Origin of the sequence: Mycobacterium shottsii (assembly GCF_010728525.1) — a bacterium.
Classification (GTDB): domain Bacteria; phylum Actinomycetota; class Actinomycetes; order Mycobacteriales; family Mycobacteriaceae; genus Mycobacterium; species Mycobacterium marinum.
Genome location: NZ_AP022572.1, coordinates 567,763 through 589,213 on the forward strand (window position 1 = coordinate 567,763; position 21,451 = coordinate 589,213).

At 66.0% G+C, this 21,451-nt stretch carries 21 protein-coding genes and 2 pseudogenes; 6 read left to right on the top strand and 17 right to left on the bottom strand.

What is annotated here, in order from left to right; genetic code table 11:
• Positions 1 to 15 precede the first annotated feature (15 nt).
• The 6 genes from G6N41_RS02680 to ftsH are packed head-to-tail and all read right to left on the bottom strand — an operon-like array spanning position 16 to position 5,096.
• A complete protein-coding gene (locus tag G6N41_RS02680) occupies positions 16 to 492 on the bottom strand; it encodes a DUF3180 domain-containing protein (RefSeq protein WP_012396628.1) in 477 nt (158 codons plus the stop codon).
• On the bottom strand, positions 492 to 1,019 hold the full coding sequence (gene folK / locus G6N41_RS02685) for a 2-amino-4-hydroxy-6-hydroxymethyldihydropteridine diphosphokinase (RefSeq protein WP_198966526.1): 528 nt from the start codon (positions 1,017 to 1,019) through the stop codon (positions 492 to 494). Before folK ends, G6N41_RS02680 begins: the two co-directional genes overlap by 1 nt.
• Positions 1,016 to 1,417: a dihydroneopterin aldolase gene (gene folB / locus G6N41_RS02690; RefSeq protein ID WP_012396630.1), complete on the bottom strand. Its 402-nt coding sequence runs from the start codon at positions 1,415 to 1,417 to the stop codon at positions 1,016 to 1,018. The genes folK and folB overlap by 4 nt, the downstream gene beginning before the upstream one ends.
• Entirely contained in the window at positions 1,410 to 2,252 is an 843-nt protein-coding gene (gene folP, locus G6N41_RS02695) for a dihydropteroate synthase (protein WP_117406587.1), read from the bottom strand. Before folP ends, folB begins: the two co-directional genes overlap by 8 nt.
• Complete coding sequence (gene folE, locus G6N41_RS02700; RefSeq protein WP_020730870.1) at positions 2,249 to 2,857, bottom strand: GTP cyclohydrolase I FolE; 609 nt, start codon at positions 2,855 to 2,857, stop codon at positions 2,249 to 2,251. The genes folP and folE overlap by 4 nt, the downstream gene beginning before the upstream one ends.
• Positions 2,858 to 2,873: 16 nt before the next feature.
• On the bottom strand, positions 2,874 to 5,096 hold the full coding sequence (gene ftsH, locus G6N41_RS02705) for an ATP-dependent zinc metalloprotease FtsH (protein ID WP_198966527.1): 2,223 nt from the start codon (positions 5,094 to 5,096) through the stop codon (positions 2,874 to 2,876).
• 241 nt (positions 5,097 to 5,337) lie between these two features.
• Here ftsH and G6N41_RS02710 point away from each other — a divergent pair, with 241 nt between their 5' ends.
• From G6N41_RS02710 to G6N41_RS02725, 4 genes and pseudogenes are all read left to right on the top strand, one after another.
• Positions 5,338 to 6,321: an alpha/beta fold hydrolase gene (locus G6N41_RS02710; RefSeq protein ID WP_198966528.1), complete on the top strand. Its 984-nt coding sequence runs from the start codon at positions 5,338 to 5,340 to the stop codon at positions 6,319 to 6,321.
• Positions 6,315 to 7,508: pseudogene (locus tag G6N41_RS02715) on the top strand (LLM class flavin-dependent oxidoreductase). The gene G6N41_RS02710 and the pseudogene G6N41_RS02715 overlap by 7 nt, the downstream one beginning before the upstream one ends.
• On the top strand, positions 7,508 to 8,521 hold the full coding sequence (locus tag G6N41_RS02720) for a zinc-binding dehydrogenase (protein ID WP_198966529.1): 1,014 nt from the start codon (positions 7,508 to 7,510) through the stop codon (positions 8,519 to 8,521). Before G6N41_RS02715 ends, G6N41_RS02720 begins: the two are co-directional and overlap by 1 nt.
• Positions 8,522 to 8,602: 81 nt before the next feature.
• Positions 8,603 to 9,478 carry an IS5 family transposase gene (locus tag G6N41_RS02725; protein WP_407663769.1) on the top strand — a complete coding sequence of 292 codons (876 nt, stop codon included), beginning with the start codon at positions 8,603 to 8,605 and terminating at the stop codon, positions 9,476 to 9,478.
• 10 nt (positions 9,479 to 9,488) lie between these two features.
• Here G6N41_RS02725 and G6N41_RS02730 read toward each other — a convergent pair whose 3' ends face one another.
• The 6 genes and pseudogenes from G6N41_RS02730 to G6N41_RS02755 all read right to left on the bottom strand — a co-directional run bounded on the left by G6N41_RS02730 (position 9,489) and on the right by G6N41_RS02755 (position 14,057).
• Positions 9,489 to 10,745, bottom strand: coding sequence for a PPE family protein (locus G6N41_RS02730; RefSeq protein WP_198966530.1), 1,257 nt, complete (start codon positions 10,743 to 10,745; stop codon positions 9,489 to 9,491).
• A gap of 12 nt (positions 10,746 to 10,757) precedes the next feature.
• The gene (locus G6N41_RS02735) at positions 10,758 to 11,057 is read right to left on the bottom strand and encodes a PE family protein (protein ID WP_012396638.1); all 300 of its coding nucleotides are present in this window, start codon (positions 11,055 to 11,057) and stop codon (positions 10,758 to 10,760) included.
• A gap of 695 nt (positions 11,058 to 11,752) precedes the next feature.
• Positions 11,753 to 12,037, bottom strand: a complete 285-nt coding sequence (locus tag G6N41_RS02740) for a WXG100 family type VII secretion target (protein ID WP_011740938.1) — start codon at positions 12,035 to 12,037, stop codon at positions 11,753 to 11,755.
• A 38-nt stretch (positions 12,038 to 12,075) separates the two neighbouring features.
• Positions 12,076 to 12,372, bottom strand: coding sequence for a type VII secretion system effector EsxM (gene esxM, locus G6N41_RS02745; RefSeq protein WP_198966531.1), 297 nt, complete (start codon positions 12,370 to 12,372; stop codon positions 12,076 to 12,078).
• 131 nt (positions 12,373 to 12,503) lie between these two features.
• Positions 12,504 to 13,744: pseudogene (locus G6N41_RS02750) on the bottom strand (PPE family protein).
• 13 nt (positions 13,745 to 13,757) lie between these two features.
• On the bottom strand, positions 13,758 to 14,057 hold the full coding sequence (locus G6N41_RS02755) for a PE family protein (protein WP_198966532.1): 300 nt from the start codon (positions 14,055 to 14,057) through the stop codon (positions 13,758 to 13,760).
• A gap of 822 nt (positions 14,058 to 14,879) precedes the next feature.
• Here G6N41_RS02755 and G6N41_RS02760 point away from each other — a divergent pair.
• Positions 14,880 to 15,626, top strand: coding sequence for an SIMPL domain-containing protein (locus tag G6N41_RS02760; protein WP_198966533.1), 747 nt, complete (start codon positions 14,880 to 14,882; stop codon positions 15,624 to 15,626).
• Positions 15,627 to 15,651: 25 nt separating this feature from the next.
• On the opposite strand, the gene hpt is transcribed toward G6N41_RS02760, so the two are convergent.
• From hpt to dacB, 4 genes are read right to left on the bottom strand one after another with little or no spacing between them, the layout of a single operon-like run.
• Entirely contained in the window at positions 15,652 to 16,260 is a 609-nt protein-coding gene (gene hpt, locus G6N41_RS02765; protein ID WP_012396643.1) for a hypoxanthine phosphoribosyltransferase, read from the bottom strand.
• Positions 16,261 to 16,313: 53 nt separating this feature from the next.
• Positions 16,314 to 17,285: a tRNA lysidine(34) synthetase TilS gene (tilS, locus tag G6N41_RS02770; protein ID WP_198966534.1), complete on the bottom strand. Its 972-nt coding sequence runs from the start codon at positions 17,283 to 17,285 to the stop codon at positions 16,314 to 16,316.
• The gene (locus G6N41_RS02775) at positions 17,264 to 18,322 is read right to left on the bottom strand and encodes a zinc-dependent metalloprotease (protein ID WP_198966535.1); all 1,059 of its coding nucleotides are present in this window, start codon (positions 18,320 to 18,322) and stop codon (positions 17,264 to 17,266) included. Before G6N41_RS02775 ends, tilS begins: the two co-directional genes overlap by 22 nt.
• Positions 18,319 to 19,704, bottom strand: coding sequence for a D-alanyl-D-alanine carboxypeptidase/D-alanyl-D-alanine endopeptidase (dacB, locus tag G6N41_RS02780; protein WP_198966536.1), 1,386 nt, complete (start codon positions 19,702 to 19,704; stop codon positions 18,319 to 18,321). The genes G6N41_RS02775 and dacB overlap by 4 nt, the downstream gene beginning before the upstream one ends.
• Positions 19,705 to 19,844: 140 nt before the next feature.
• Here dacB and G6N41_RS02785 point away from each other — a divergent pair, with 140 nt between their 5' ends.
• Positions 19,845 to 20,333, top strand: coding sequence for an inorganic diphosphatase (locus G6N41_RS02785; RefSeq protein WP_020730880.1), 489 nt, complete (start codon positions 19,845 to 19,847; stop codon positions 20,331 to 20,333).
• A gap of 8 nt (positions 20,334 to 20,341) precedes the next feature.
• Here G6N41_RS02785 and G6N41_RS02790 read toward each other — a convergent pair whose 3' ends face one another.
• Positions 20,342 to 21,418, bottom strand: coding sequence for a DUF475 domain-containing protein (locus G6N41_RS02790; RefSeq protein WP_198966537.1), 1,077 nt, complete (start codon positions 21,416 to 21,418; stop codon positions 20,342 to 20,344).
• Between the last annotated feature and the right edge of the window lie 33 nt (positions 21,419 to 21,451).

Genomic DNA, 21,451 nt, shown 5'->3' on the forward strand with positions numbered 1-21,451 from the left:
GGGCCGCGGGAGTGGTCAGCCTTCCGCGCCCTCGCCCCGCTCGGGCGGCTCCTGCGGCGACTTGCAGCAATGTTGCAGCCACAAAGCGGCAACGATCAACGCCAGCGCGCTTGCGGCCGCCACCAGGGCGCCGGTCATATCTTCGGCCGCCACCCGCAGCCAGGACCGCCGCGGCAACAGATACACCAAGACCGCAATCCACCAGCCCAGCACCAGCGCACCCACCCAGGCCGATGCCTTGGCGACCATCAGGCTGCGAGCCACAGCCAGAGGATGCAGCTGTCCGGATCCATCCCCTATCTCGCCATCGTTGATCTTGGCTCTTACGAAGCGGGCCCACAGCGCCTCGGCGATCGCAACCCCCAGCAGTGACAGCCCGGTCCACACCGTGAGCGGGGGAAACGACCGGAACAACACCAGCACCATCGGATAGCCGGCGACCGCCGCCCCGATCGCGGCGGCGGCCAGGTCGCGCCTACGGGTCGGTCCCATCAGGCTGCCACGGTCAGCGAGGTCAACCGCACACTTGCCCGATCGGCCGGTGGCAGCCCAGCCAGCAGCGCGGCGACCGGGCGCGGGCCCTCCGGTCCGGTCAGTTCGGCCGCGGGGTCAACGTCGAGCCAAGGGACCATGACGAAGGCCCGCTGATGCGCCAATGGGTGTGGCAGCGTCAGGATGCTGTCGTTGCAGCGCACTTCGGTAGGGCCGGCCGGGCCTGCCTGGTAGCAGGCGACCAGATCCACGTCGAGCGTGCGCGGCCCCCACCGCTGCAGACGCTGCCGGCCGGCCGCCCGCTCGAACTCCTGAGCTTGGTGCAACCAAGCATGGCCGTCGCGAGCGGGATCGTCTGCGATCAGCACCACGTTGAGGAACGGCTCCTGGGCCACCCCACCCCACGGATCGGTCTCATAGACACGCGACGCCCCGACCAACGTGTCGCCGAGTCCGTCGACCACCGAACGCAGGTTCGCCAGGCGGTCGCCCAGGTTGGAACCGACCGACAGCACTACCGAACTCATACCGCTCGGTCCGCGGGGATCACCGAACCACGCCCCCCGCGCCGCGACCGCCGGGTCACCACCGCCACGTCAGCCAGCGGTTGCGCGATGGCGGCCTGCGGCTTGTGCAGGACCACCTCGACGGCATGTACCCGTTCGTCGTTCATCACCTCGTCGGCGATCTCGGCACCGACCGTCTCGATCAGGTTGCGCGGCGGCCCGCCGACGATCTCGGCCGCGCGCTGCGCCAATTGGGCATAGTCATAGGTGTCGGCCAGATCGTCGCTGCGGGCGGCGTCGGCCAAGTCGATCCACATGGTGATGTCGACGACGAACCGTTGCCCGGCTACCCGCTCATGGTCATAGACCCCATGGCGGCCATGAACAATCAAGCCCCGCAACTCGATTCGGTCAGCCATCGTGCCCAGTCCTTTCCGCCCGCTGCCACGCGTCGACGACCTTGAGGGCGTCGACGGATGCCCGCACATCATGCACCCGCACACCCCATGCACCGTGCAGCGCCGCCAATGCGGAAATCACCGCGGTCGCCGTTTCCCGCCCGTCCGGCGGCCGTACCGCACCATCCGGGCCGGCCAGCAACGACCCGAGGAAGCGCTTTCGAGACGCTCCCACCAGCACCGGGATCCCGGTGGCGACCAACTCCGGCAGGGCGTGCAGCAGCGTCCAATTATGCTGTCCGGCCTTGGCGAAGCCGAGGCCGGGATCGATCATCAGATTCGATGGATCAACGCCCGCGGCTATCGCATCATCCACGGCGGCGAGCAGCTCGGCGCGCACCTCGGCCACCACATCGCGGTAGTTCGGCACCTGATGGGGGTTGTCGTCGGACACCGGCCGCCAGTGCATCAGCACCCACGGCACACCGGCTTCGGCGACCAGCGGGGCCATTGCCGGATCGGCCCGCCCTCCGGACACATCGTTGACGATCTGCGCGCCGTTGTGCAGCGCCTCGCACGCTACGGCCGCGCGGGTGGTGTCGATGCTGACCTTGATACCGCGCGCGGCCAGTTCTTTGATGACGGGCAAGACGCGGGACGCCTCGACGGCCGGGTCAACCCGCGCGGCGCCCGGCCGAGTCGACTCCCCCCCGACGTCGATGATGTCCGCACCTTCGGTCGCCAGCGCCAGACCGTGCTCGATGGCCTTGGCCTCGTCGCAGTAGCGCCCACCGTCGGAGAACGAGTCGTTCGTGACATTCAATACGCCCATAACCTGCACAGGCCGCGAACTCACTTACGCAGGATGAGGTCCAGCGCCTCGGCCCGAGAAGCGGCATCGGTCTTGAACTGCCCACGCACCGCCGAGGTCGTGGTGACCGCACCGGGTTTGCGGACCCCGCGCATCGCCATGCACAGGTGCTCGGCTTCGACCACCACGATCACCCCGCGCGGCCCGAGCCTTTTGACCAGGGCGTCGGCGATCTGGCTGGTGAGCCGCTCTTGCACCTGAGGACGCTTGGCGTAGAGGTCCACCAGCCGGGCAATCTTGGACAGCCCGGTCACCCGGCCATCCCGGCCCGGGATATAGCCGACATGGGCCACCCCGTGGAACGAGACCAGGTGGTGCTCGCACGTCGAGTACAAGGGAATCTGTTTGATCAGCACCAGCTCGTCGTGGTCTTCGTCGAACATGGTGTTCAGTACCGCGTCGGGGTCGGTGTAAAGCCCCGCGAAGATCTCGCGATAGGCGCGGGCCACGCGGGCCGGGGTGTCGCGCAAACCGCCCCGGTCCGGGTCCTCGCCGATCGCAAGCAACAACTCGCGGACGGCGGCCTCGGCACGCGGCTGGTCGAACGCCCGGGTGGTCGTTGCCTCGGTTCGGGAATCCAGCTGCGTCATTGCAACTCTCCGTTCGTCAGCCGTGGGCCGGGGGGTTGGACCGGCTTACGTCCCTGTCCTGCTGCTCGGACGACTCGTCGGTGTCCGATGGCTGATCGTGGGAATAGCCCGATGGTTGTGGCCGCTCCGACGGCGGGGGCCACCCGGGAGCGCGCCAGCCCGCCGGGGCGCCGTAGTCGGGATGGCTGCCGGGGTGCGCGTCGGCGCCTCGAGAGCCGTTAGGGCCGCGGCCGGTCCCTTCGCTGGCCGACTGCGCCGCCTGGGTAGCCTGCGCGATGGCTTGCTTGAACGCCGGCTCCGGCATCGGCTGCGGCCAGGGTTCACCGCGCTCGATGGCCAGTTCGCCCGGTGTCTTGATCGGCGGCTTGTCCGACGGAATCCGGCCGCCGAAATCGTCGAACATGGTGAGTCGGGGCCGCTTTTCGACGTCGGAGAAGATCGACTCCAGCTCCGGCCGGTGCAGTGTTTCCTTTTCCAGCAGCTGACCGGCCAGGGTGTCGAGCACGTCGCGATATTCGGTGAGAATCTCCCAGGCTTCGGTGTGGGCCGCCTCGATGAGCTTGCGCACCTCTTCGTCGATTTCGCGGGCGACTTCGTGCGAGTAGTCCGACTGGGTGCCCATGGAGCGGCCCAAGAACGGGTCACCGTGCTCGGTGCCGTACTTGACCGCGCCCAGCCGCGCGCTCATGCCGTACTCGGTGACCATCGCCCGAGCGACCTTGGTCGCCTGCTCGATATCGGACACCGCACCCGTGGTCGGCTCCCGGAACACCAATTCCTCGGCGGCGCGCCCGCCCATCGCGAAGACCAGCTGCGCGATCATCTCCGAACGGGTCCGCAGCCCCTTGTCCTCCTCGGGCACCGCTACCGCATGACCACCGGTTCGTCCCCGGGCCAGGATGGTGACCTTGTAAACGGGATCGATGTCGGGCATCGCCCAGGCCGCCAGGGTATGACCGCCCTCGTGATAGGCGGTGATCTTCTTCTCGTGCTCGCTGATGATCCGCCCTTTGCGGCGTGGGCCGCCGATGACCCGGTCTACCGCCTCCTCCAAGGCGGGACCGGTAATGACGGTGCCGTTCTCACGGGCGGTGAGCAGCGCCGCCTCGTTGATGACGTTGGCCAGATCGGCCCCGGTCATGCCGACAGTCCGTTTTGCCAACCCGTCCAGGTCAGCGCCGTCAGCGATCGGCTTTCCCTTGGAATGCACCCGAAGGACCGCCCGGCGTCCGGCGAGGTCAGGATTGGTGACCGGGATCTGGCGGTCAAAGCGACCGGGACGCAGCAGCGCCGGGTCCAGAATGTCGGGCCGGTTGGTGGCCGCAATCAGGATCACGCCGGCGCGATCGCCGAACCCGTCCATTTCGACCAGCAGCTGGTTGAGGGTCTGTTCCCGCTCGTCGTGGCCGCCACCGAGGCCGGCGCCGCGTTGGCGGCCGACCGCGTCGATCTCGTCAACGAAGATGATGCATGGGCTGTTCTGTTTGGCCTGCTCAAACAGGTCCCGCACCCGGGATGCACCCACCCCGACGAACATCTCGACGAAGTCGGATCCGGAAATGGTGAAAAACGGCACCCCGGCCTCGCCCGCCACGGCGCGAGCCAGCAACGTCTTACCGGTTCCCGGCGGGCCGTAGAGCAACACGCCCTTGGGGATCTTGGCGCCCAGCGCCTGGTAGCGGGACGGATTCTGCAGGAAATCCTTGATCTCGTAGAGCTCCTCGACCGCTTCATCGACGCCGGCGACGTCGGCGAATGTGGTCTTGGGCATGTCCTTGGACAGTTGCTTGGCACGCGATTTCCCGAAGCCGAAGCCCATCCGGGCGCCGCCCTGCATGCGGGAGAACATCACGAAAAGGCCTACCAGCAGCAGCAGCGGCAGCACGTAAACCAACAGCTCGCCCAGGATGCTGCCCTGGTTGACCACCGTGGCGACCTTGGCGTTCTTGGCGGTCAAGGCATTGAATAGGTCGACCGCGTAACCGGTGGGGTACTTGGTGATGACCTTGTCGGAACCGTCGGTGTCGCTGCTGCTCTTCTTCAAGACCAGCCGCAGCTGCTGCTCACGGTCATCGATTTGCGCGCTCTTGACGTTGTCGGCGTTGATCTGCGACATCGCCACCGAGGTGTCGACCGGCTTGTAACCGCGGGTGTCGTCACTGAAGTAGAAGAACGACCAGCCGAGCACCACCACCAAGGCGACCGCCGTCACGGTGCGGATCACGTTTTTTCGGTTCATCAATCTTCGGCCGTGCCGGCCTGGTCCTTCCAAATACGCAGCTGGAAATGTCAAGGCTACCGCTAGACCAACGACCGGTAGTTCCGGATGGTTGCAGTAGCACGGCAATCCGGCGAAAGGCATGGCTCACACCGGCGGTTGCGCAGCGGGCACGATCGGGCAAAGCGGACCGCGGCCGGGCGGCGGCCAACCTGAACAACAAGCCCTTCTCACCGATGTGGCGTTGTGCTTTGGTGAAATGGTGGCTACATCAACCGAGCGGTTAGTCGACACCAACGGCGTGCGGTTGCGCGTGACCGAGGCCGGCGAGCGGGGTGCGCCGGTGGTGATATTGGCCCACGGCTTCCCCGAACTGGCCTATTCCTGGCGGCACCAGATCCCGGTGCTTGCCGAGGCCGGCTACCACATGCTGGCCCCCGATCAACGCGGCTACGGGGGTTCCTCTCGCCCCGAAGCGATCGAGGACTACGACATCCACCAGCTGACCGCAGACCTGTTAGGCCTGCTCGACGACGTCGGCGCCGAGCGTGCCGCCTGGGTGGGCCATGACTGGGGTGCTGTCGTCGTGTGGAATGCGCCCTTGCTGCACCCCGACCGCGTCGCCGCGGTCGCCGGCCTCAGGGTTCCGGTGCTGCCCCGCGCCCAGGTGCCGCCAATCCAGGCATTCCGCCAGCGCTTCGGCGAGCACTTCTTCTACATCCTCTATTTCCAGTACATCCTCTATTTCCAGCAGCCCGGGGTGGCCGACGCCGAACTCAATGGTGACCCGGCTCGCACGATGCGCCGGATGATCGGCGGCCAACGATCCCCGACCGATCCGGGCGCGGCCCTGCGGATGGTCGCCCCCGGCCCCGAGGGCTTCATCGACCGACTGACGGAGCCCGACGCGCCGCCCAGCTGGATCAGTCGCGACGAGCTGGATCATTACATCAGCGAGTTCACCCGCACCGGATTCACCGGCGGGCTCAACTGGTACCGCAATTTCGACCGCAACTGGAAAACCACCGCCGATCTCGAGGGCGCCACCATCACGGTTCCGTCGTTGTTCATGGCCGGCACAAAGGATCCGGTGTTGTCTTTCGCCCGTAGCGATCGGGCATCGGAAGTGATCACCGGTCCATACCGCGAAGTGATGGTTGAGGGCGCCGGGCACTGGCTGCAGCAGGAACGGCCGGACGAGGTCAACGCCACACTTCTCGACTTCCTCAAAGGAGTGCAATGGTGACCGATGCGCCGCTGAAATTCGGAGTCTTCATCACACCGTTTCACCCGACTGGCCAATCGCCGACGGTGGCTCTGGAATACGACATGGAGCGCGTTGTCGCCCTGGACCGGCTCGGCTACGACGAGGCCTGGTTTGGTGAACACCATTCCGGCGGCTACGAGCTGATCGCCTGCCCGGAAGTGTTCATTGCGGCCGCCGCCGAACGGACCAAGCACATCCGGCTGGGCACCGGGGTGGTGTCGCTGCCGTATCACCACCCGCTCATGGTGGCCGACCGATGGGTGCTGCTCGATCACCTCACCCGGGGCCGGGTCATGTTCGGCACGGGCCCGGGGGCGCTGCCATCGGACGCCTACATGATGGGCATCGATCCGATCGACCAGCGCCGGATGATGCAGGAATCCCTGGAAGCGATCCTGGCTCTGCTGCGCGCCGCACCGGGTGAACGCATCGACCGCCACTCCGATTGGTTCACCCTGCGCGACGCGCAGTTGCACATCCGCCCGTACACCTGGCCCTATCCCGAGATCTCGACGGCAGCCATGATCTCGCCGTCGGGTCCGCGGCTGGCCGGCAGCCTGGGTACGTCGCTGCTGTCGCTGTCGATGTCGGTGCCCGGCGGCTATGCGGCGCTCGAGAACACCTGGCAGGTGGTGTGCGAGCAGGCCGCCAAGGTCGGCCGGGCGGAGCCCAACCGCCGCGACTGGCGCGTGCTGTCCATCATGCACCTGTCGGATACCCGCGACCAGGCGATCCAAGACTGCATCTACGGGCTGCCGGATTTCTCGAAGTACTTCGGCGCGGCCGGGTTCGTTCCGCTGTCCAACGCGATGGACGGCGCCGAAGGCACTCGCGAGTTCGTCGAAGACTATGCGGCCAAGGGAAATTGCTGCATCGGAACCCCCGAGGACGCGATCGCATACATCGAAGATCTGCTCAATCGCTCGGGCGGCTTCGGGACTCTGCTGCTACTCGGGCATGACTGGGCATCACCGCAAGCGACCTTCCATTCCTATGATCTGTTTGCCCGCAAGGTGATTCCGTATTTCAAGGGACAACTCAAGGCGCCGCGCGCCTCGCACGAATAGGCCAGGGACAAGCGTGAGGACTTGATCGGCCGCGCCGGTCAAGCCGTGGTAGCGGCAATTACCGAACACGTGACCGAGCACGGAGAAGGTCAGACCTGATGCGGGCGTCCGTGCTGCGCAATGGACACATGACCTATCGCGACGATGTGGCCGAACCCACCCCCGGGCCGGGCCAGGTGCTGGTCGGAGTGCGAGCATGCGGAATCTGTGGATCGGACCTACATTTCGCCGCGCATGGGCCAGAAGTGTTGGCAATGAGTTCGCGACTCTCACACGGCGACGGCTACACGAACACCGACTTGAGCCGTGATGTCTTCATGGGCCACGAGTTCTGCGCCGAGGTGATCGAGGCCGGACCCGACACCGACACCTACCCCGCGGGGACGCTCGTCACGTCCATCCCGGTGTTGCTGTCCGCCAAGGGAGTCGAGCCCATCTTCTCCAGCAACGACACCATCGGCGGGTACGCCGAGCGGATGTTGCTCTCGGCGCCGCTGCTGCTGCCCGTCCCCAACGGGCTGGACTTCAGGGATGCCGCCCTGACCGAACCCATGGCGGTGGGATTACATGCGGTGAACAAGGCCGGCGTCGCCGTTGGCGACACCGCCCTGGTGCTCGGTTGCGGGCCCATCGGCATCGCGATCATCGCGGCCCTGCGGATGCGCGGTGTCGAAACGATTGTGGCATTCGACTTTTCGCAGAAGCGGCGCGAGCTGGCCAGCATCATGGGAGCTCACCAGACGGTCGACCCGGCCGTCTCGTCACCGTTCGAGCACGTCAAGGCCACCGTGGTGTTTGAAGCGGTGGGAGTCCCGGGGATGATCGACGAGGTAATTCTGCGGGCACGTCCGGGCACCCGGTTGATCGTCGCCGGGGTATGCATGCAGCCCGACACCGTGCATCCGTTCTTCGCGATCACCAAAGAGATCAACGTGCAGTTTGTGCTCGCCTATGACCCCGAAGAGTTCGCCACTTCACTGCGGGCACTTGCCGAGGGACTCATAGACGTCAGCCCGCTCATCACCGGCGAGGTGGAACTGGCCGGGGTCGGCGCCGCCTTTGACGACCTCGCCGACCCCGAACGCCACTGCAAGGTTCTCGTCACCCCCTAGCCCGGTTACCCCGACGTCGCGGCGCGTTGGCCTAGGGCGTGTCTGCTTAATGTGAATGGTGTTTTGGCTGATGCTGTTTGGGTGATGCGGACGCATGCGATTTCTGATGATTTGTGGTCGCTGATCGTGGCGGTGTTGCCTGCGGGGCGGCGGCGTGGCCGGCCGTGGAACGATCATCGACATACTCTGGAGGGCATTATCTGGCGTTACCGTACGGGATCTCCGTGGTGTGACCTGCCCGAGCACTTCGGTCCCTGGCAATCGGTGGCCGAGAGGCATCTACGCTGGTCGGTCGATGGCATCTACGCGCGGATCTTCGCGGCGATCGCCTCTGACCTCGACGCCGAGGACGCCGACCTGGGCGCACTGTTGTCGGTCGATTCGACCAGTGTGCGCGCCCACCAACACGCAGCCGGAGCGCGCCCCCGGGCGCCGCACAGGGGGGATCTGTCGAATTACAAGAAATATCTCCATGAGCCCGATGACCACGCCATTGGGCGTTCCCGCGGCGGGCTGACTACCAAGATCCACGCCTTGACCGACCAGCTGTGCAGTCCGGTCACCCTGGCACTGTCGGCCGGTCAAGCCGGTGATAATCCGATGCTTTGGCCACTGCTGGCCGCCCGGCGCAGCAACTCATACGCCCCGTTTCACCTGCTGGCGGACAAGGCGTACTCCTATGACTCGACGCGGGCACAGCTGCGCCGGCTCAAGATCGCCCATACCATCCCCGAGCGCAGCGACCAGATCACCCGCCGCAAAGCCAAAGGCCGCAACAGAGGACGGCCTCCGGGGTTCTCAGGCCGAATCTACAAGCACCGCAACACCGTCGAGCGAAGCTTCAACCGGCTCAAACACTGGCGCGCGGTCGCCACCTGCTACGACAAATACGCCCTGACCTACCTCAGCGGTGTCACCCTGGCCGCCATCATCACCTACCACCGCGTCCGCAATTAGCAGACAGGATCTAGCCGGCGGCCGGCGGGCGCGTCATCACCCTGGGATGAAACCCATATCGGGGAGGGGCCGCCGAGGCGGCGAAGCCGCGCGCGGGTGTGCCATGAGCCGGCAAACCGCCAAAGACATGTTGGCTGGGGTCGGCGGCCGCGGCGGCAGCGGCAACGGAGCTGAGCGGAACGGTTGCAACGCGGCCCAACCCGGGCATCGAACTCGCCCAAGCGTTGGGTACCGACAGGCCCCCGATCTGGGCGGCCCTGCCAATCCCCCCGAGACCACTCGACACTCCCGACAACGGCAGTTTCGGCAGCGCTTGTGGCAGGGCCTCGACCGCCTTGGCGGCTTCCTGGCCCGCGTGCGCGGCAGCCGGGAAGAGACTGTGGGACAAACCGTCGATGTCTTTCAACGCCGTGGTGGTGAGCCGGAAGGGCGAAACCAGCCTGATATAGGTGTTCGATAGCGTGCTGGCATCCAGCGTCGACGACCCGGTGAGACCCGCTACCAGTGCGCCGAGTGCGCCGCTTAACACGATCCCGTCGCCGTTGGGCGTCCACTTCCAGCCGATCAGGCCGAGCGTACGCAAGATCTGTTCCGGCGAGGGCACCAACGCCGCCTCCGAGAGTCCCCGCAGCGCGTTGGGCAGCTGTTCCACCAATTGCTGCAACGACTGCGCATCCCCCGCGAGGAGATCGCCGGTGGCCCGGCCGACTGCGGCGGCCTGAGCGGCCGGTCCGTTCGCGGTGGTAGCGGGCCGAGGCGGAACGAACGAGGTCAGGTCGGCCGCCGCCGCGGCCGTCGCCGCATATTGGTACATCGCATTCGCGTCCTGAGCCCACATTTCGGCGTACTCGGCTTCCACTACCGCGATGGCCGGGGTGTTCTGACCGAAGAGGTTGGTCGCCACCAGCGTCGCCAACATCGCCCGATTGGCGGCTACCACCGCGGGCGGCACTATCCCGGCAAACGCCGCCTCGTAGGCACTCGCCGCCGCCGCCGCTTGCCTCCCGACCTGTTCAGCCTGCGCGGCGGTTGCGCTCAGCCAGGCCAGATGCGGCGCGGCAGCAGCCGACATGGCCGCGGCGGCGGGCCCCGACCATGGTCCGGAAACCAGCCCGGACAGCAGTGAACGATAAGAGTTCGCAGTGCACTGCAACTCGGCGCCCAGCGCCTGCCAAGCCGCCGCGGCGGCCAACATCGATCCTGAACCGGGTCCGGAATACATCAACGTGGAGTTGACTTCTGGCGGTAGGAGCGCGAAATCCAGCATGTGCGGCCTCGCCTAGCTGACCGCGACGGTGTTGGCGGCCTCGGTTGCCGCATACGAACCAGCGGAGATACCCAGCACGGTCACCAGCTGATCCTGTACCGCCGCGGCCTGAGCGCTGATCGCCTGATACACCCTTGCATGGGCGGCGAACTGGGCTGCCGTCAACATCGACACCAGGTCTGCCGCCGGGGGGACCACTCCTGTCGTCGGAGCTACCGCGACCTCGTCCCCGGCGCGCGCCGCCGAGTTGATGGCCTGCAGCTCCAATGCGACTCCAGCCACAATCTCCGGCTGAGCAGTCACGTGCGACATCGCTCTCCTTTCAAGAACCAATTGAGCCAATAACGTCCAGCGACGAACGGCGCTGACGCTGATCGGCAATCAGGCTAAGGGACTCAAGGGACCAGAAAAACCACGAGAGATGACCAACACCAGGCGTAAACATCTTGTTCAGAATCGGTTTAACAACGATTCAAATTCAGCGACACATCTGAGCCCTATTTCACAATGCCCAAACGCTTCGCATTCGATGAATTCAAGTCCCCAAGGGGCGCAAAACGCGGCATGAGGGGAATTTTCGCCGCGGCGCGTGTCGTCGCCGAACAGCGATATTAGCCAACCGGATTCGACCCCACCTGGCCTTTTGCCACCTGCAGCCAGCGCCTCCTCGGAGCAACCCCCCGGTTGACAGCGGAGGGCTCTCCGACGAAATCCGCCCCGCTTGTCCAGATTGTGTACGATGCTGATCAATAGGGAAAGTATTTTTGTTGCCGTAGGACATATTGGCCCCGACCAACCGGAGATCAATGATTTAGGGGGCCGCCATGGTTTCGGCACCGCAAATGCGGAAATAGGTAAGTGCACGGCGGTCACCCGAACGCGCGTCGACATCAACACCCAGGTCAACTGCCCCATAAACGGACTTACCCGCCTCCCGGGTATCACCCCCGGGAGGCGGGTAAGCCATCACGCGGCCCGATTAGGGCCGCTGCGTACCTGCCGCGGACTCAGGCCCAGCTGGAGCCGACGGCGCTGTCGGTCTGCGCCATGTTGTTGCCGGCGGCCTGAACCTTCTGGCCGTGCGAGTTGGCCTGCTCGTAGATCACCTGGAAGTTGCGACCCAACTGGGTGATGAACTCCTGGCAAGCCACCGAACCGGCGCCGCCCCAGAAGTCACCGGCGGCCAGCACATCGCGAACGATGGCCTGGTGCTCGGCCTCCAAGGAGGCGGCCTGGGCGCGGATGAGCGCGCCGTGGGCGTCGACATCGCCGAACTGGTAATTGATGGTCATTGGTTTTGTCCTCCTGAATCGAAGCTGTCGGGCCGGTACTAGCTGCTGAGGATCTGCTGGGAGGCCTGATCTTGCTGCTCGTAGTTGTTCGCGTCGCGAACCAGCCCGTCACGCACCCCGTGCAGCATGTTGACGATGTTGCGGAAAGCGGTGTTCATCTGGCCCATGGTGTCCAGCGAGGTTGCCGAAGCCATACCGCTCCAGCCCGCGCCGGCGATGTTCTGCGAGGACGCCCACATCCGGCGGGCCTCGTCCTCGACGGTCTGAGCGTGCATTTCGAAACGGCCCGCCATGTCGCGCATCGCGTGCGGGTCGGTCATAAAACGTGTGGTCATGCGAATGCCTCTCGTGTACGAGTTGTCAAATCCGTTGCTAGATCAAGGTGAATCGCGAGCCTCGCCCCTTCCCTCGAAGATCCCGCTGTACAGCAGTCCGATCACCCCGCGTTGATCGTATGTGTTCTTCGTCACCCTCCGACGGGCGGGTGCACGACCATCGTCGGCTTGAAGCCATAGCGCGGTGCGGCGAAGTGCGCCGCCATTCCGCGCCCGACACCACTGGCGGGCATCAGTGGCACTCCACCCACCGCCGCCTGCGCCGGCTCGGCCGCGGCGGCCCCGAGGCTGTTGACCGTCACGATGGCCGGGTTCGCCGCGGCACCGACGGAGTTCATCCACGAGGTGGCACCGAAAGCCCAGTGACCGACGCCGCGTTACCGACGGCTCCGGTAATCCCGCCCAGACCGACGCCCGGAAGCGACGGCAGTACCGCCGGCAATTCCTTGGCGGCCTCGGCCGCCGCTTTGGCGCCTTCTTGAGCGAACTTGGGCAGGTCATGGGCCAGGCCCACATAGTCCTTGAACTGAGTTACCGCCAACCGGGCCGGACTCACCCATTTGCTGAAGGTGTCCATGAATACGCCGGCATCCACTTCGGCGGAGCCGGTCACTCCCTGGACGATGTCGCCCAGGGCGCCGCCCACGATGATTCCGTCACCGTTGGAGTTCCAGGCGTGGCCGGTCAAGCCGATCGCGCCAGTGAGGTCGGTGAGCCAAGGGGGTTCGTTGGATATTCCGGCCAGCTGCGAGAGCGCCTTGGGAATCTCCGCCAGTGCCTGTGAGTCCACCGCCCCGTTCAATGCCTGACCGACCGCGACGGCCTGATTGGCCAGGCCCGCCGCGCTGACGGTCTGCGCCGCCGGGTCGAACGGCGCCAACTGCGCGGCCGCCGCCGACGAGCCCGCATAGCCGTACATTGCCGCCGCGTCCTGCGCCCACATTTCGCCGTACTGCGCCTCGGTGGCCGCGATAGCGCCCGTGTTCTGTCCGAGGAAGTTCGTCGCCATCAGGGCCATCAACAACGCCCGGTTGGCCGCGATCACCGGCGGCGGGACCGTCGCGACAAAGGCCGCCTCGTAGGCTCCGGCCGCGGCCACGGCTTGACTACCGGCCTGCTCGGCAAGTGCGGCTGTGTTTCTCAACCACTCCACCTGGGGCATGGCGGCCGCGACCATGTTCGCCGCGGACGGCCCCTGCCAGGGCCCGTCGGTCAGTTCGGTCACCAAAGCGTCGTAGGTGGACGCGGTTGCTTGCAGCTCGGCGGCCAACACGTCCCAGGCAGCGGCGGCGGTCAGCATCGGCCCGGAGCCGGGCCCGGAATACATCAGCGCGGAGTTGACCTCCGGGGGCAATTGCGCAAAATCCAACATGACCCGGTGTCTCCTAGCCGATGGTGGCCGCGTTGGCGGCCTCGGTGGCCGCGTACGAACCCGCACTGATGCCCAGCGTGGTGGCCAGCTGCTCCTGGACCGCCACCGCCTGGGCTCCAATCTGCTGATACAGCTGGGCGTGCGCGGCAAACTGCGACGCGGTCAGCAGCGACACCAGATCGGCGGCGGCGGGCACCACGCCGGTGGTCGGTACCGCGGCCGCGACGTTCCAGGCCTGCACCGCCACGTTGATGGACTGCAATTCCGCCGCAGTCGCTGCCAGCACATCTGTCTGCGCAAGCATGATCGACATGAGTTTCCCTCTCCCTCAATTCTTAATTGCAGCAACAGCTTTCGGTGACCGATGACTGTCCGTCCCCCATTGCTGAAGCAGATCGCAGGACACGTTAGGGCAGATACGTAGGAAAACCACAGGCTTCACACAGCCTGTTCACTGCTGAGTCGGTAACAATTCATTTGCTGTGCCAACCGCGCAGGTAAATATCTTCTTTTGTATGAAACATATTTGAATCAAATATGATTTGAGTTCGACATGAATTTTGCCCATATCGAAGACAGGCGCCTTCTGTCGTGCATTCCGGGCGAGCGACGGGGCCGCGCCGAAGGCCCCCGCCACCCGCCTCCGACGGTTTGTATCCCCGCTAGACCCCGCCCGCGGCCGCCGTGGACAGCCCCCTACTAATCAACAAATTGCCGCTAATCAACCTGTTCAGCGGCGGATTCTGGCCGCAGCGCCGGGCCGCGACCCGGCGCTATCACCAGTACCAGGACCACGGCCCCGGTCGCGCCGCGGCGGCAAGTACCCGGGCGGGGGTGGTGGCCCAACCGGGGCCCACGGCTCGACGTCGGCCTAGCCGACTCTTGCAAAGCACAAAAACTGGGTCTGCTATAGGGGCGCAGAATTGTTGAGCCAAACTTGGGTTGGATTGGAATTTTTCAACGTAAAGGTCGCCAATATGACATTTGCTGACAGTCTTTCGGGGGCCAATGTCCGGTCACGGGGGCCGGCGCTTTCCCAGGAATCAAAGATGAACAAGAAGTGAATTGAGAACATCTGGGAGCCGACAACGGCGCACCCGCCGGTCGACTCCGCGCGGCGACTAGGGTGCCAGGCATGCCAATCCAATGGAGCACACCGGGATTCGCCCGCAGATTGATTGCCTTGGCCGTGGCCGGTGCGGCCACCGGCTGCCTGAGCGGGTGCGACTCCCACACTGCGGCGGCGCCCGGCGCAAATCCACGTCAGGCGACCGTGTTCGGGTCCGGGCAGGTGCAGGGCATCCCGGACACCCTGACCGCGCAGGTCGGCATTGAGTTCACTTCTCAGGACGTCACCGGCGCGATGAGCCAGGCCAACGCTCGGCAGCAGGCGGTCATCGACGCCCTGGCGAACGCCGGGGTGGACCGTAAGGACATTCGCACCACCGAGGTGTCGCTACAGCCCCAGTACACCAGCCCAGAGCCCGGCGCAGCGGCGGCGATCAGCAGCTATCGCGCCGATAATGCGATCGAAGTCAAGATCCGTCCACCCGATGCCGCATCACGCCTACTGGAACTCATCGTCAACACCGGCGGCGACGCCACCCGGATCAGTTCGGTGAGCTACTCGATCGAGGACGACTCGCAACTGGTCAAGGACGCGCGCGCCCGGGCATTCGAGGACGCCAAGAGCCGCGCGCAGCAATACGCCCAGTTGTCCGGGCTGCGGCTGGGCACAGTGCTTTCCATATCCGAAGGAGTCGGCACCAGGCCCTCGCCCGGCGAGATGAACACGCCGGCGCCACGCACCTCGATGGTGCCGCTGGAACCAGGCCAGCAGACGGTGAGCTTCTCGGTGACCGCGGTGTGGGAGCTGACCTGAGTTTCCGGTCGGCAGAGCGCGCTCGCTACTGGTAGACCCTGGGATCGAGGGTGCCGATGTAGGACAGGTCGCGATAGCGCTCGTCGTAGTCCAAGCCGTAACCCACCACGAAGTCATTCGAAATGTCGAAGCCCACGTAGGTGATGTCGACGTTGGCCCCCACCGCCTCGGGCTTGCGTAGCAAGGTGCACACCCGCAACGACTTGGGTTGCCGGCTCTTGAGGTTGCGCAACAGCCAGGACAGCGTCAGTCCGGAGTCGACGACATCCTCGACGATCAGCACGTCGCGACCGGCGATGTCGCGGTCCAGGTCCTTGAGAATCCGCACCACTCCCGACGACGACGTCGAGGACCCGTAGGAACTGACCGCCATGAACTCAAATTGCGTAGGCAACGGAATCGCACGGGCGAGATCTGTGACGAACAGCACGGCGCCCTTGAGCACCGTGATCAACAGCAGGTCCTGATCGCTGGTGTCGGCCAGCTCGCGATAGTCGTTGCCGATCTGGGCCGCGAGCTCGTCTATTCGACGCTGAATCTGCTCCTCAGTGAGCAGCACGGATTTGATATCACCTGGGTACAACTCGCCTGCATGTCCGGGGGTGATCGCCGAGGAGCTCTGGGCCACGTGCACAGCGTGCCATGTCCGCGCCCGAACAACCAACGCCAGTCCCCATCTTCACCGACTCAGATTGGCTCGGACCGCAGAGTCAGCAGGCCGCCACCTCGTCCGGCGACCAGACGCCGCGCCTTCAAATTCGATCCGACCGCCACCCCGCCCTGGCCTCGCCAGGCGGTGACCAGCGCGTCCACGCCCCTGATCTGCTTGTCGGTCAGCCCGATCGCCCCGCCGGCCAGCAGCCAACTGCGGATCACTCGCCGACGCACTGGCTCGGGCAGCGTAGCCAGCACGCTGGTGTCCAGGCCGGAATCGACGACGGCGGTGGGCAGCGCCTCGGCGGCGATGGCGTCGAGCAGCTCGGTGTCCGCGCGCAGCGCGGTCGCGGTGCGCGCCAACGCCGCAGCCACACCCCCACCCAGCACTTCCTCCAACAGCGGCAGCACTTCGGCACGTAACCGCGTCCGGGTGAAGCGCCGGTCGCTGTTGTGCGGGTCCTGCCATGCGGTCAGGCCCAGCTCCCGGCACGCATCATGGGTCACCCCGCGACGCACCCCCAGCAAGGGCCGACACCATGGTGGATCGTGCGGACGCATGCCGGCGATCGAGCGAGCGCCCGAACCGCGGCCGAGCCCCAGCAACACCGTCTCGGCCTGATCGTCGAGGGTGTGGGCCAGCAGCACCGGGCCATCGCGGTGGGCGTCCAGCGCGCCGTAGCGGGCGGTGCGCGCCGCCGCCTCCAGCCCACCCCCGGCCCCGGCCGGATTGCCCACCTGGACCCGGAGCACCCGTGCGGCCACGCAACCCAACGAGACGGCCTGGGCCCGGGCGGTTTCGCTGACCGCGGCCGAATCCGGCTGCAGGCCGTGGTCGACGATCAGCGCGGTGGTGGGCCGCAGCCGCGCCGCCACGGCGGTGAGCGCCAGCGAATCCGGACCGCCGGACAGCCCGATACTCCATCGGTCGGTGGCGTCGAGATGGGTCGACGCGAACTTCTCGACGGCCCTGCGCAGTTGCGCTACAGCACCCTGTCGATCCATCGCCGCGGATTCTCCAGCTCAGCCGGCAGGGGCAGCGTCTGCGGACTCGTCCAGATGGTGTTGAACCGCTTCATCCCGACCCGGGCCACCACGTCGTCGACAAACGCTTTGCCGCGCGTGTACTGGTTGAGTTTGGCGTCGAAGCCCAACAACGCGCGCAACAACCGCTGCAGTGGCGGCTGCTTGCGTTGCCGGCGCTCGTCGAAGCGACGACGGATGACGGCAACCGAGGGCACCACCATCGGCCCCACCGCATCCATCACGTGTTCGGCATGGCCCTCCAACAGCATGCCCAGCGCCAGCAGCTGATCCAGCGCCTGACGCTGCGGCTCGGACTGCACGGCACGCACCACACCGAGAATCCCCGTCACATTGCCCGAATCGTCGCCAGGATCGTTGCGGTTGCGCACGAAGTTCGCCAGCCGGCTCACCACCTGTCCGATGTCGTCGGCGGGTTCGGTGGTGAGCAGACCGAGCGCCTGCTGCATGTAGCCGGCCAACCACGGGTTGGCGGTGAACTGGACCCGGTGGGCGACCTCGTGCAGGCAGACCCACAGCCGGAAATCGGATGGGTCGACCCGCAGTTGTCGCTCAACGGCGATGACGTTGGGATACACCAGCAGCAGACCGCCCATGCCGGCCGCGTCCGCGGCGGCGAACGGATCGTACTGACCGAGAATTCCCGAGGCCACGAACGCCAGCACCGCACCCGTCTGCGCACCGGTGATACGCCCGGTGAGCAGTCCGCGCGGCTTCTCGGCCCCGTTGGTCATGGCCCGCATCGACTCCGCGGCGGCCCGTATCCACTCCGGCCGGTCCACAACGCGGGCCGCGGGCACATCACCGGTGGTGATCAAACCGGTGACGTCGCGCACCGGCGGCTCCGCTTGCTCGGCCGCGCGCATCAATTCGTCGACCGCCTGGCGTCGGGTGTAGTCACTGGACGGCGGACCGGGGCGGGCCAGCCGCTCCCCCACCGTGGCCGCAAACTGCCAGTCGACGGTGTTGCCCAGGGTCACATCCGAGGCCGCGGTCATGTTGTGCACCCGCAAGACCACAGCGTGGTGGCCAACGCGTCCATCGCGTTGCGTCCGTTCGGCCCGGCATCGTTGGAGATGAACGCAAACGTGAGCACGCGTCCGCTGCTATCGGTGACCACACCGACCAAGGAGTTGATGGCGGTCAGCGAGCCGGTCTTGGCCCGCAACCAGCCCGCCGGGCCCAGGTTGGTGGCCCGGTCCAGGAAGCGTTCCCCGAGAGTGCCGCTACCGCCGGCGATCGGCAGCAGATCCAGTAGCGGGCGCAACGCGGGCTGATCCGGCCCCGTCGCGGCCTGTATCGCGTCGTCGAGCGTCCGGGCTGTCAGCCGGTCGTCAACCGAAAGCCCACTGGAATCCACCAGCCCCGCGCCGGTGGTGTTGATGTGGGCGGTATTCAGCCGGGTGGTCACCGCATCGACCGCGCCGCTGAAGCTGCGCGGACGGTTGATGGCGGCCGCGACCTCGCGGGCGATGCACTCGGCCATCACGTTGTCCGAGGCGTTCATCATCTGGGAGAGCCGTTCGATCAACGGCGCCGACTGCACCACGGCCAGCTGGCGCGCCCCAGCGGGAGCCGAGGCGATGCTGACCGTTGCTGGATCCAGACCAAGGGCCCTGGCCAGTTCGCGTCCGGCGTCCAACGCCGGGGTCAGCGACCGTCGGGAGTTGACCGTGGTCGGCTGGACGCGACCGGCATCGATCATCGCCGCCTCGATCGGGGCGATGTCACCGTTGCCGACGTCGGCCGGATCCCAGCCCGGGGCCATCGTCGGCCCGGTAAAGGCGGAGATGTCGACTTGCACCGATGTCGGCGTCATGCCACTGCGGCGGATCTGATCGACCAAGTCGCTGATGCGCGCCGCGCCCCGGTACCAGGTTTCGACGCCGGGCGGTGCCGCCGACAGCGTCGGATCCCCGGCTCCAACCAACACCACCGGCCCCTGGCCGCTGGGGCTACCGGCCACCACGCGGGTGCTGATCCGGGCCTGACGGTCCAAGGTGAGCAGCGCCGTGGTGGCGGTCAGGACCTTGTTTGTCGATGCCGGCACCAGGGGTACGTCGTCGAGTTGCTGCCAAAGCACCTGCCCGGTCAGCGCATCGCTGACCCGACCGCCCAGCTTGCCCAAGTTCGGATCGGCCGCGGCCTGCGCCAGCGCGGCGGCCATCGCGCCCGAGTTGGGCACCACACCGGTGTCGGCCACGGCGGTGACCGCGGGCTTGACCGTCGGTGGACGCGGCGGCGGCACCACCAACCGCGCACTGGCCGCGCGGCCACCGACGGTGAAGAACGCTGCGGCGGCAACGACGGCGGCGACAAACGCCAGCACGGCCACCCCAAGGAACACCTGGGTGGATTTCCGCCAACGTTTGGGACCCATAACTCTCCTGTCTTTCCGGTCCCATTGTGCCCAACCGGCCACCCAGCAGGCCCACAGGACCGCTGCACTAGGGTGTCACCGGACGCATTTGACCTAATCCCAGGCCTCTTCTGGCCTCACTAAGTCAAAGGGGCCACGCGATGCAATTCGACGTGACTATCGAGATTCCCAAGGGCCAGCGCAACAAGTACGAGGTCGATCACGAGACCGGCAGGGTCAAACTGGACCGCTACCTGTACACCCCGATGGCCTACCCCACCGACTACGGCTTCATCGAGGACACCCTCGGCGAGGATGGCGACCCGCTGGACGCCCTGGTACTGCTGCCGGAGCCGCTGTTCCCGGGTGTGCTGGTGGAGGCTCGGCCGGTCGGAATGTTCCGGATGGTCGACGAAAAGGGTGGCGACGACAAGGTGCTGTGCGTCCCGGCCGGCGACCATCGTTGGGACCACATCCAGGACATCGACAACGTTCCGGCGTTCGAGCTGGAAGCCATCAAGCACTTCTTTGTCCACTACAAAGACCTCGAACCGGGCAAGTTCGTCAAGGCGGCCGACTGGGTGGGCCGCGAAGAGGCCGAGGCCGAGGTGATGCGGTCGGTGGAGCGGTTCAAGACCGACGGCCACTGATTTCCGGCTCAGCCGCCGGCTCGCCGGTTGCGCACCACGCTGTTGGTGAACGCCGCCCCGATAAACACCACGCCGATCGATGCCGTGATCCACTCGGGGATCTGCAGGTGGTGGTCGATGGACATCAGCATGATCACCGCGAGCGCACCGATCGCCCAGTGCGCGCCGTGTTCGAGGTAGAAGTAGCGGTCCAGAGCGTCCTGTCGGACCAGATAGATCGTGATCGACCGAACGAACATGGCGCCCACCAAGCCCAGCCCTAACGCGATGACGATCGGGTCGCTCGTGATCGCGAATGCCCCGGTGACCCCGTCGAAGGAGAACGAGGCGTCGAGCACCTCGAGGTACATGAAGAGCATGAACCCGGCCTTGCCCACCGCCCCCCGGGCGACGAGTTCGCCAGGTCCGGCACCGACCTGAGGCGGCTGCAACGCCCGGCTCAATCCGTTGACCACGAGGTAGGTCACCAGACCCAGCAGCCCGGCGACCATTACGGTGCCCAGGTCGTCGCTGGAATCCGTCAACCCGGGACCAGCGAAGATCAGCGTCACGCACGCCACCATCACGTGGACCTGACCCAGCCGCCCGATCCGGGCGAACGGCGCCTCAATCCACTTCAGCCACTTGATCTCACGGTCGTTGAACACGAAATCCAGAAACAGCGTCAACAAGAACATCCCGCCGAACGCCGCGATCTGCGGGTGGGCCGCGCTGATCAGTTTCTCGTAGCTGGGTGAGCCGTCCGGGAAGTCCAGCGCGCCGCCAGGCGGCGGGTTCAGCGCCAACCTCATCGCGTGGACCGGATCAAGACCCGCGGTAACCCAGACGATGGTCAGCGGGAACACCAACCGCATTCCGAAGACGGCAATCACGATCCCGATGGTCAGGAACATCTGCTGCCAGAACTGGCTCATCTGCTTGAGGATCGTGGCGTTGATGATGGCGTTGTCGAACGACAGCGATATCTCCAGGATCGCCAGCACCACCAGCAGGAACAGCGCGGTCACTCCGCCGTGCCAATACCCGGCAACCAAAGCTGCCCCGGTCACCAGCAGCGACAACCCGAACACGCGGATCGTTGTCATGGGTCCTTTCCAGTGCACTTCATCTATACCCGA

What these genes read in the sequence shown, in the direction of transcription:
- G6N41_RS02680 (WP_012396628.1), bottom strand. Translation starts at nt 492, where the DNA reads ATGGGACCGACCCGTAGGCGCGACCTGGCCGCCGCCGCGATCGGGGCG.
- folK (WP_198966526.1), bottom strand. Translation starts at nt 1,019, where the DNA reads ATGAGTTCGGTAGTGCTGTCGGTCGGTTCCAACCTGGGCGACCGCCTG.
- folB (WP_012396630.1), bottom strand. Translation starts at nt 1,417, where the DNA reads ATGGCTGACCGAATCGAGTTGCGGGGCTTGATTGTTCATGGCCGCCAT.
- folE (WP_020730870.1), bottom strand. Translation starts at nt 2,857, where the DNA reads ATGACGCAGCTGGATTCCCGAACCGAGGCAACGACCACCCGGGCGTTC.
- ftsH (WP_198966527.1), bottom strand. Translation starts at nt 5,096, where the DNA reads ATGAACCGAAAAAACGTGATCCGCACCGTGACGGCGGTCGCCTTGGTG.
- G6N41_RS02720 (WP_198966529.1), top strand. Translation starts at nt 7,508, where the DNA reads ATGCGGGCGTCCGTGCTGCGCAATGGACACATGACCTATCGCGACGAT.
- G6N41_RS02730 (WP_198966530.1), bottom strand. Translation starts at nt 10,745, where the DNA reads ATGCTGGATTTCGCGCTCCTACCGCCAGAAGTCAACTCCACGTTGATG.
- G6N41_RS02735 (WP_012396638.1), bottom strand. Translation starts at nt 11,057, where the DNA reads ATGTCGCACGTGACTGCTCAGCCGGAGATTGTGGCTGGAGTCGCATTG.
- G6N41_RS02740 (WP_011740938.1), bottom strand. Translation starts at nt 12,037, where the DNA reads ATGACCATCAATTACCAGTTCGGCGATGTCGACGCCCACGGCGCGCTC.
- esxM (WP_198966531.1), bottom strand. Translation starts at nt 12,372, where the DNA reads ATGACCACACGTTTTATGACCGACCCGCACGCGATGCGCGACATGGCG.
- G6N41_RS02755 (WP_198966532.1), bottom strand. Translation starts at nt 14,057, where the DNA reads ATGTCGATCATGCTTGCGCAGACAGATGTGCTGGCAGCGACTGCGGCG.
- G6N41_RS02760 (WP_198966533.1), top strand. Translation starts at nt 14,880, where the DNA reads ATGCCAATCCAATGGAGCACACCGGGATTCGCCCGCAGATTGATTGCC.
- tilS (WP_198966534.1), bottom strand. Translation starts at nt 17,285, where the DNA reads ATGGATCGACAGGGTGCTGTAGCGCAACTGCGCAGGGCCGTCGAGAAG.
- G6N41_RS02775 (WP_198966535.1), bottom strand. Translation starts at nt 18,322, where the DNA reads ATGACCGCGGCCTCGGATGTGACCCTGGGCAACACCGTCGACTGGCAG.
- dacB (WP_198966536.1), bottom strand. Translation starts at nt 19,704, where the DNA reads ATGGGTCCCAAACGTTGGCGGAAATCCACCCAGGTGTTCCTTGGGGTG.
- G6N41_RS02785 (WP_020730880.1), top strand. Translation starts at nt 19,845, where the DNA reads ATGCAATTCGACGTGACTATCGAGATTCCCAAGGGCCAGCGCAACAAG.
- G6N41_RS02790 (WP_198966537.1), bottom strand. Translation starts at nt 21,418, where the DNA reads ATGACAACGATCCGCGTGTTCGGGTTGTCGCTGCTGGTGACCGGGGCA.